This window comes from Patescibacteria group bacterium (assembly GCA_027858235.1).
GTDB lineage: Bacteria > Patescibacteriota > Patescibacteriia > Patescibacteriales > BM507 > BM507.
In genome coordinates this window covers 1-9651 of sequence record JAQIDC010000040.1, presented here as the reverse complement: position 1 = coordinate 9651, position 9651 = coordinate 1, and the positions used below count along the sequence as shown (strand labels likewise).

6 protein-coding genes are annotated in these 9651 nt (G+C 34.4%); 4 read left to right on the top strand and 2 right to left on the bottom strand.

From position 1 onward, the window contains the following. Positions 1-749: 749 nt before the first annotated feature. A complete protein-coding gene (locus PF572_03890) occupies positions 750-1739 on the top strand; it encodes a Fic family protein (protein MDA3840208.1) in 990 nt (329 codons plus the stop codon). A 129-nt stretch (positions 1740-1868) separates the two neighbouring features. On the opposite strand, the gene PF572_03885 is transcribed toward PF572_03890, so the two are convergent. Next, positions 1869-2633: a thermonuclease family protein gene (locus PF572_03885; GenBank protein MDA3840207.1), complete on the bottom strand. Its 765-nt coding sequence runs from the start codon at positions 2631-2633 to the stop codon at positions 1869-1871. 1011 nt (positions 2634-3644) lie between these two features. Here PF572_03885 and polA point away from each other — a divergent pair. Then, positions 3645-6497 carry a DNA polymerase I gene (gene polA, locus PF572_03880; GenBank protein MDA3840206.1) on the top strand — a complete coding sequence of 951 codons (2853 nt, stop codon included), beginning with the start codon at positions 3645-3647 and terminating at the stop codon, positions 6495-6497. Positions 6498-6561: 64 nt separating this feature from the next. On the opposite strand, the gene PF572_03875 is transcribed toward polA, so the two are convergent. Further along, positions 6562-6864 carry a hypothetical protein gene (locus PF572_03875; protein MDA3840205.1) on the bottom strand — a complete coding sequence of 101 codons (303 nt, stop codon included), beginning with the start codon at positions 6862-6864 and terminating at the stop codon, positions 6562-6564. A 73-nt stretch (positions 6865-6937) separates the two neighbouring features. Between PF572_03875 and murD the strand changes: the two genes are divergently transcribed. Then, complete coding sequence (gene murD / locus PF572_03870; GenBank protein MDA3840204.1) at positions 6938-8263, top strand: UDP-N-acetylmuramoyl-L-alanine--D-glutamate ligase; 1326 nt, start codon at positions 6938-6940, stop codon at positions 8261-8263. A gap of 61 nt (positions 8264-8324) precedes the next feature. Continuing rightward, positions 8325-9323, top strand: coding sequence for a DNA polymerase III subunit delta (gene holA, locus PF572_03865; GenBank protein ID MDA3840203.1), 999 nt, complete (start codon positions 8325-8327; stop codon positions 9321-9323). Positions 9324-9651 lie beyond the last annotated feature (328 nt).

The window sequence follows — 9651 nt, the reverse complement described above, 5'->3', positions numbered from 1 at the left end:
TTTTAGAAATATTTTTAGAGTCCTCTATAGAGTACCCTATAGGGTACTCTATTATTTGGAATTAATTTGCTGTGTACAAAGAGATTGCTTTTCCGCCAGCTGGCGGATCGCAATGACAAGAGGAGAGATTAGGTATGTTTTGCATTTTAGCTCTTGGTACAACTAAGAGCCAGCAGGTGACTTCAATGATTGAAAAAAGGTACCTGACCCCTTTTCTTTTAAATAATGTGAGGGCTTTTTAAATACTAATATTCAGAAATCTTAATAATCTGAAGTTGGGTAGTTGGTGGCTTTTCGGAAGCCGGCGGGCATGTATATATAAAACGACGTCACAGTCCTCTGGCGAGAGACTGTGACGGGGTGAAAAAGCTCCACACACAGTATGGAGCCAGCGGGTGATATTACAGTTCTCTGACGAGAGATTGTGATGGGATGAATGACTACTAAAATATTTAATTACGGTTTGCACTACAACTCCGGGTACAACCAGGAGCCAGCTGACCGATGTCACAGTCCTTTAGCGAGAGAATGTGCCGTGGCGGAAGTAGTTAACGCATAGTTAAAATATTATATAGTTATAGTATATTTTTATAGTGCTAATACTATTATTATAGCATACTAGTATATACCGATAATTTGTTTAATATAGGGTATTTTTTGTAACTAATTCAATATCTTTGCATATTTTACCTTTACTTTTCTCTTATATTTGGTATAATAATTATGATATAAGTTTACATAACTATTATATGAAAACATACAAGTTAAAAAGTGGAAAAAATGAATATTGGTATGCTTCGGCAAGCATATATATTGACAAAAATAAGTCTATTATAAAAAGAAAGATTTTGGGGTCAACAGACGTCCCGGGTCCGGATCCAAAAAGATTAAGTGATTTTATTTATAATATTACAACCCTAGAAATAAAAGAACGAACCGACTATTGGACAAACAAGGTTGTTGATAAAAAGCTTATTAAATATGTTGGAATCGATAAACTCGAAAAACTAAGAGCCATGTTTTTTAGAAAAAAAGAAGATATGGGAAATATTGGCGATTCAGCGCTAGAGAGAGCTTTTATGATAGACTTTATTTATAACTCAAACAAAATTGAGGGGAGTAAAGTCCCGAGGGAAAATATTGCCCAAATTGTTGCTGGAGATCCTGGTAAAAAGCTTAAAATCGATGAGGTAAACAACACAATTAATGCTATTAAATTTGTTGATAAATCGTTTAATTTCTCTAAGGCCTCATTAATTAAACTCCATTCAACACTCTTGAAACACGAGCCAAAAAAACTAGGTCTAAGAAAGGGAAGGGTTATTGCAGGCAATATGGAGTGTTTAGAGTGGGAGAAAATTGAAAAAGCTCTTGACGATCTGTTTGGTTGGTATATAAAAAATAAAGACAAATATTATCCTCCAGAATTGGCATTTAAATTTTATTATGATTATGAAAAAATCCATCCTTTTATTGATGGGAACGGAAGAACAGGTAGATTGATAATGAACAAAATTTTAAAAAACAACAGGTATCATCCTATAATTATTTGGAATATTAACCGAATGGCTCAAAACAATGCATTTAGCAAGGCTGCTGAAGGAAGGATGGAGACGTTTTACTCATTTATGATATCACAGTGCTTAAAAACATACCGTGTGTATATTAAAAAAATTGATAATGCTTTTAAACTAGAGGAGTTAACAAAAATTTTATTGATGCCGAGTGAAGACGATTAGTTTTGTTAAACTATCTCTAGTATTAAATAATATTACAACATGGCATTTACTTCTTCAATGACCATCCATTGTTCACAAAAAACACCTATCGCTAGGTGTTTTTTAGATGCTCATGTTTTACAAAATTTATTATTCTGATGCTGGGCAGTTTGTGGCTTTTCGGAAGCCGGCTTTTTGGGCTTCTTTTTCTGTGCAGAAATATGCTTCGCCTTTTTTCTCATCTATCTTCACACTGTTGTAGTTGTCGCATCCTGGGATTAGGTATGTTTTGCCGTAACCTTTTTCTGAGATGTTGGCTTTTATGATGCAATTGGGGTCTGTTGGTCCTGAGTCTTTTTCTCTTTCATTTGTATTGTCTTCCTCTTCTTTACTTTTATTATAATCGCAGGCTTCCCACATTCCGAGTTTTTCTTTTTTGGCTTCTCTTTGGGCTGATATGAGCATGTCTTTGTAACGATTGTCTGGTGGATTTGAATAATGGAAGGCAAAGCCGTTGCGGACGAGATAATAGTTTACGAGGGTATTATCTTCTTTGGGGTCGGGGGAGATGATTGTTATGTAACGAAGAAGGCGGTCGTAAATATCGAGGCCAGAAATATCTTTGTCGAATCTTAGTTCTTGGTTTTTGATTAATTTTTCTAGGGCTTTCTTTGATTCCTTCCCGTAGCATTCGTCTATCTCGGGGGCGTTGATGCTAAGGAGACGGAGGCGGTCGGTTTTGCCGTCTTGGTATTTTATTTTTAGGGTATCACCATCAATAACATTTTCTATTTGGTATTCTTGGGGATTTGCTAGGTCTGGGTTGCAGTCTGATTTTTTTACGATTGCATAGCCACTTAAACCCGAAGCGACTAGTAGGGCAGTTAAGCCAGATAGAAATGCTATTTTTTTCATAAAGAGATATTAATTCTTAGTTTATTATAGTTTAACATGATTGGAGGGGAAGTTGTAATAGTTCCTCTATGTGTTGTTATGTTCGTGGTCTTGAACATCTATAGAATATTCTACTTTTTCTAAATTATACTATTCATAGGTTATAATTACATTATAAAAATAAAAAAAGCCAGCTTGGGATAGCTGGCTTTTGGAACCTTACTCGAAGGGGAGGAGTTGTTCGGTTGATTGAGAAAAGAAGTGAGTATACACAATGATTATTCCCGATATTATCGTAATTAGTAAAAGGGCGGAAAAAAAAACTGACCAAGCTGAGAAAGGGGCTGAGTAAATAGAGAAAAAGGAGAATTCAGTGGTGGTAAGTGAGAGAAGGGCGAATAAGGATGACAGAAAAAATCTGTTTACAGAGCTATAGCTTGGGACTAAATTGAGAATCGGGAAATAGATACAGGCGAACACAATGCTTGAGACAATAAATATGTAGATAAAATTGTAGTTGTTGTAAAGTGATTCATTGAAATAGTCAATTCCAAAAATTGCTGACATTTGGATGACCGCGAAGGCAATGAATGCCCTGGATGATTCTATGGTTTTGTAATAGCTGTCATGACCCCTGAAAGAAAAAAGTAACAGAAAAAGTATGGCAAGAATGCTGGTAAAAACAATAAATAAAGGTAAATACAAAGTTAGAAACATATCTATTCTCCTTTTAGTGGTTACGAGTTGTATACACGATGAAAAGAACTATGTTTAACTTAGGTAATTGTAGGTGGTTTGTCAATGTATGCGGGGGGGGGAGAGATTTATTATTGTAACAACATATAATTATATAAGAAACATCATTCGAGCTTATCTTTGGTGGTATGGGATTCTCACGGTCGCTTTAGCTCCCTCAGAATGACAGAGAGGGGCACGAGATTCTATCGCTTCGCTTCGTTCCAGAATGACAGAGGTGGTTAAACTGTTTTTTTGATTCTTGTCTAATGCTATTTTCTGTGATGTAATGGGGGTATGAGTAAAAATAAAGAAAAATTGATTATTATTGATGGGAATGCTTTGATTCATCGGAGTTTTCATGCTTTGCCCCCTACAATTGCTACAAAAAGTGGTGAAATTACTAATGCTGTTTATGGTTTTACTAGCGTTTTGATAAAAGCCATTAAAGACTTTAAACCAAGTCATATTATATTGACTCTTGATAAGAAAGGGCCAACTTTTAGGCACGAACAATTTAGTGAGTATAAAGCAAAAAGAGAAAAGGCTCCTGATGAGTTGTATTCTCAATTTCCGAGGGTGCGTGAGATTGCGACTGCTTTTGGTGTTCCGATATTTGAGAAGTCTGGATTTGAGGCTGATGATTTGATTGGGACTATTTCTAAGACTACGGATGGGAGTATTGATAAAATAATTTTGACTGGTGATATGGATACATTGCAGTTGATTGATAAGAGTACGAAGGTATATACGATGAGTCGTGGACTTTCTGATAGTGTTATTTATGACTCAAAAGCTGTAGTTGAAAAATATGGGATAAGTGTGGAGCAAGTTATTGACTATAAAGCTTTGCGAGGCGATCCGAGTGATAATATTCCTGGTGTTCGTGGGATTGGAGAAAAAACGGCTGTTGGAATATTGAATAAGTTTGTTACTCTTGATAATCTTTATAATTTCATTGAAGGTAAGCTTGAGAAAATAGATAAGAAGGTTTTGAAAAATGGCCTAGACAATGTTTTGTCACCCAGAATAAAAGAGTTGTTAATTGAACATAAGGAAGACGCGTTTATGAGTAGGGATTTGGCTACGATTAAAACTGATGTTGAAATAAAGCTCGATTTAGAAAAAGCTCGTTTTAAGGATTTTGATTTGAGTAAAATATTAGATCTATTTAGTGAGTTAGAATTCAAGTCTCTTTTGCCAAGGGTGCAGGAGTTATCAAAAAATAATACTCAAGAAAACGAGGTTGATAAATTTGAGAGAGATAAAGAGAATTTTAAATATAAGATAGTTGAAACTGAAAAAGATTTTGATAAGTTTTTGCTTGAATTAAAAAAGCAAAAACATTTTAGTTTTGACACAGAAACAACTGGCTTTGATACAATAACCTCTCTATTGTTAGGAATTAGTTTTTCTTGGAAAGAAGGAATAGCCTACTACGTAGTAATTTCGAATGAAGAATTTAGTCCGCCAGCTGGCGGATCGAATGAAAAGGTTGATTTGTTTAATTATCAAAATAATTCAAAATTCAAAATTCAAAATTCAAAATTCCATCCATTCTTGGATGGGCTGAAGCCTATCTTTGAAGACGAGAAGATAAAAAAGTGTGCTCATAATATGAAATTTGATATGAGGGTGATGATAAATAACGGAGTGAATGTTTTTGGAATAGATTTTGACACAATGCTTGCTTCATATGTTCTAAATTCTGGTTCTCGTCAGCACAACCTTGATGTGGTAACTTTTTCTGAACTAAGTTTTGAGAAAATTGCTACAGCAGACCTGCTTGGGAAAGGAAAGGACAAAATAACTTTTGCTGAATTAGATACACAAAAACTAGGAATTTATTCATGTGAAGATGCTGATTTTACAAATCGACTTTACGAGAAATTGTCCAAGGCGATAAAGAAGAATAATTTTTCAGATTTGTATAATAATATTGAATTGCCTTTGGTTGAGGTTCTAGCTCAAATGGAACAAAATGGCATTGAGCTAGATAGTAAATTTCTGATAACTTTAAGCAAGGAATCTCATAAAAATCTTGAAAAAATACAGAAAAAAATATGGGATTTGGCTGAAGTTGAATTCAATATTAATTCGACTAAGCAACTCAAAGAAATATTGTTTGAAAAATTGGAATTGTCTTCTGAGGGTATTAAAAAAACAAAAACTGGCTTCTCTACTTCAGCTGACGAACTTGAAAAATTGAAAGACTCTCATAAAATTATTCCCCAAATTCAAGAATACAGAGAATTGAACAAACTGATTACTACCTATATTGATACTCTGCCAGAGTTGGTTAATAAAAAAACTGGTAGAATCCACACAAGCTATAATCAAGCAGTCGCGGCAACTGGAAGACTTTCATCGACAGAACCAAATCTGCAAAATATTCCAGTTAAAACGGAGCTCGGACGGAAAGTAAGAAGAGCTTTTGTGGCAGGAAAAGGGAAAATTTTGGTAGCGCTTGATTATTCACAAATAGAATTAAGAATTGCCGCTCATATGTCTGGGGATTCTAAGATGATAAAAGCGTTTAATGAAGGAGTTGATATTCACACTTCGACTGCTGCAGAAATAAATGGTGTTGAGTTAGGTGATGTTAGCCCAGAAATGAGACGAGAGGCCAAAGCAGTTAATTTTGGTATCCTTTACGGACAAGGAGCACATGGTCTTTCTCAAAATGCAGATATATCCTATGCACAAGCGAAAGAATTTATTGATCAGTATTTTGAAGTATACAAAAAAATTAGAAAGTATTTAGATAACACGATAGAACAAGCTAAAAAAGATGGTTTCGTGGAAACTATGTTTGGCAGAAAAAGAGCTTTGCCAGAAATAAACTCATCAATGGCCATGGTCAGAAAAGGAGCAGAGCGAATGGCCATAAATACTCCAATACAAGGGACGGCTGCCGATATGATAAAAAAAGCGATGATAGAAGTTCATAAATTTATTGTGAAAGGATATAAAACAGAAGAGGTAAAAATGTTGTTGCAAGTCCATGATGAATTACTTTTTGAAATTGATGACAAGCTAGAAGATAAATTTACAGCAGAAATAAAAGAGATAATGGAAGGTGTGATGAAATTAAAAGTTCCATTGGTTGTTGATTCAAAAGCTGGTAAAAACTGGGAGGAGATGGAATAAAAAAAAGGACTGAAAATCAGTCCTTGAGGAGGGTTTCTTGTAAAAACATTCCTAGTAAATTTTATTAATCAGGTGTTTTCAAATAGGAACGAAGTCGCGTCGATACAAAGTTTTCAGGGAATCCTTTTACTATCGCAAATTTTTCAATAAAACATATTGCAGATAATAATGGTTTCCCGTCAGTATCGCATAAATACTCAACCCTGTCTGGAGCGTATTTTGGGTCTTTTGCAATTTGTAATTTTTGTTCATGAAATTCAGCACTGTCGATTGCTTCAACTAACGCTGAAAGTTTTTCAAAGTTCATGAACTGAATTAAGAGAGAGAGGTATTGATGTGCTTCATCTTGAATTGATAATATTTGCATTACTATCTCCTTTTGCTATTGTTGAAAGAAAGAACAGCGAAACAACTAATATTTATAACATTTTAAACAGATTATGTCAATAACTAGATTTAAAAATAAAAATATTGCCTTTCTTGGTCTTGGCGCAGAGAATGAAGCCCTGGTAGATTTTTTATTGAAGAAAAAAGTAGATTGCAATATTTCTGTCTTTGATTCTAGGGATTCAAAAATTCTTGGACAAAAATATGCTAAGTATAAAAACAAGAAGAATATCTATTGGAATTTGACTCAAACAAAGAATAATTTTTCTGATTTTGATATATTATTCCGTTCTCCTGGTTGGCCACTTTTTGACGAAGATTTAGTGAACTCTCGAAAAAAGAATAAAAATTTGGTTATTAGTTCACCAATGAATTTGTTTTTTGAAATTTGTCCGTCTAAAAATATAGTTGGAGTTACTGGAACAAAAGGGAAAGGGACAACAAGTTCTTTAATTTACGAGATAATTAAAGCTAGTAAGAAGAAGGTTTTCCTAGGAGGTAATATCGGTATTGCTCCATTTTCTTTTATTGATAAAATTGCAAAAAATGATTGGGTGGTTTTGGAGCTTTCTAGTTTTCAGTTGGAAGACATTAAATACAGCCCGAGAATATCCGTTCTAGTAAATTTGTTTAAAGATCATTTAAGTTCAGCTGATCCCAATAACCCGAATTATCACAAAACTTTTGGTTCATATTGGAAAGCGAAAACTAATATTTTTAGATTTCAAAAAAATAGTGATAAATTGATTGCAAACATTAAGTTAGTAAATAAATTAGAAAGAGAAGCTGTTACAGGTGAGAGGATATTTTTTCATAAATCAGAATGGGATTCAAAATTAATTGGAGACCATAATAAAGAAAACATTGCGGCTGGGATTGAGGTGGCTCGGATACTTAAAATTAAAAAAGAGATAATAGAAAAAGCGGTTAAGAATTTTTCTGGGCTTGAGCATAGATTGGAATTTGTTAGAGAGTTAAAGGGAATTAAATATTATAACGATACATTTGCAACAACTCCGGAATCAACAATAACAGCTTTGAAATCTTTTAGTGAGCCAATTGTTTCTTTGATGGGCGGAGCTGATAAGGGGAGTGAATTTAGGCAACTGGCTAGAGAGATTAAAAAGAGGGTGAAGTTTGTTATTCTTTTTGATGGTAAGGGTTCAGATAAAATACGCAAAGAATTGTTTAAAATAAAATATAGTAAAGAAAATATTCAAACTGTCAAAAGTATTGACGAGGCGTTTAGGCAAGTGAAATTAATTGCGAGTGAAGGAGATGTTGTTCTTCTCTCAACTGCTTGTGCTAGTTTTGGAATTTTCAAGAGCTATAAAGAAAGAGGAAAATTATTTAAAGAGGAAGTAAAAAAAATGAAGTAAATTGGAAGTTACCCGTCTCGATGTCTTCGATATAAGGCCGGGTGCTTGCTCACACGCAAACATGATTTTATTTTTGCATGGTCCAGACGATTTTCGTATAAAGAGAAAATTATCTGAGCTAAAAGAAAAATTTAGGGCAGATGTTGATCCTAGCGGTGAGGCTATTGTTTCTTTTGATGGAACGAGACTGGCTCTTAACGATTTAAATACGGCGGTCAATTCTGGCTCTTTGTTTGTTCGAAGAAGGATGGTTGTAGTTGAGAATGTTTTTCAAAATAAAAACAAAGAAATTTTTTCTACTCTTCTTGAATATGTAAAAAAGGAAGACGAAAAAAACTCTGATCCGAAAGAAGGGAATATTTTAATATTTTGCGATGAAAATATTGGTGCTCATCCTACAAAAGCCCGAAAAGAGTTGTGGCAATATTTAGCGTTAAGTAAATTTTCTCAAGAGTTCAAAGTCTTAACAAATACTGAAATTAATTCTTGGATTAAAAAGGAAGCAAATAGGCTTGGTGCGGAAATCAGTGTGCAAGTGTCAGCTGAGCTAGCTTCAATTCTTGATAATGATTTGTGGAGGATTCAAAGTGAGCTTGAAAAGTTGATAAACTACAAAAGCGGAATGAAATTGCTTGATGGTGGGAAACTAGAGATAAGCAAAGAAGATATAGAAAATATGAGCAAGGGAGTTTTTGATGATAATATTTTTGCATTGACTGATGCGATTGGCTCAAAGAACAAACCATTGGCCCTAAAATTATTTGAAGAACAAATGCAAAATGGGACTTCATTTGATTATTTACTCACTATGACTATTTGGCAGTTTAAAAGATTGTTGCAAGTTCGCCAAGCGCTGGACCTTGGTCATGGTTCTAGAAAAATAACTACTGATTTAAAAATACACCCTTTTGTAGTTCAAAAAAGCATTAATCAAGTGAGAACTTTTGAATTGGATTATTTAAAAAATATTTTAAGAGAATTGGTTGAGATTAATAAAAAAACAAGAGAGACAGGGACGGATGCGAAGACTTTGTTGGGATTGTTGATTGTTAGGTTGTAGAAAAAGGGGGTTTTTTAGATTTTTTTCTGGATTCCCAGTCGAGCTGAGAATGACAGGGGGGGGGTGGCATTCGTTTGAGAAATAATCATGATTGAGATTCTATTGGTCGCTTAAGCTCCCTCCAGAATGACAAATTTTTTGATACAAGGATGAATTGATTGTTAAGTTGTGAGAGGTTTACTTGGGGCGATAAGAAAATGTATGTGGGATTTCTGGATTTCGGGTCCCTGTACGCGTTAGCTATAGGGTAAACAAGTCCGGAATGACAGGATGTGATAACACAAGATGAAGTCACAGTCCTCTGGCGAGAGACTATGACGGGGCGAAA

Bases quoted from the DNA above. Each gene is read 5' to 3' on its own strand.
- PF572_03890 (MDA3840208.1), top strand. From the start codon at position 750: ATGAAAACATACAAGTTAAAAAGTGGAAAAAATGAATATTGGTATGCT.
- PF572_03885 (MDA3840207.1), bottom strand. From the start codon at position 2,633: ATGAAAAAAATAGCATTTCTATCTGGCTTAACTGCCCTACTAGTCGCT.
- polA (MDA3840206.1), top strand. From the start codon at position 3,645: ATGAGTAAAAATAAAGAAAAATTGATTATTATTGATGGGAATGCTTTG.
- PF572_03875 (MDA3840205.1), bottom strand. From the start codon at position 6,864: ATGCAAATATTATCAATTCAAGATGAAGCACATCAATACCTCTCTCTC.
- murD (MDA3840204.1), top strand. From the start codon at position 6,938: ATGTCAATAACTAGATTTAAAAATAAAAATATTGCCTTTCTTGGTCTT.
- holA (MDA3840203.1), top strand. From the start codon at position 8,325: ATGATTTTATTTTTGCATGGTCCAGACGATTTTCGTATAAAGAGAAAA.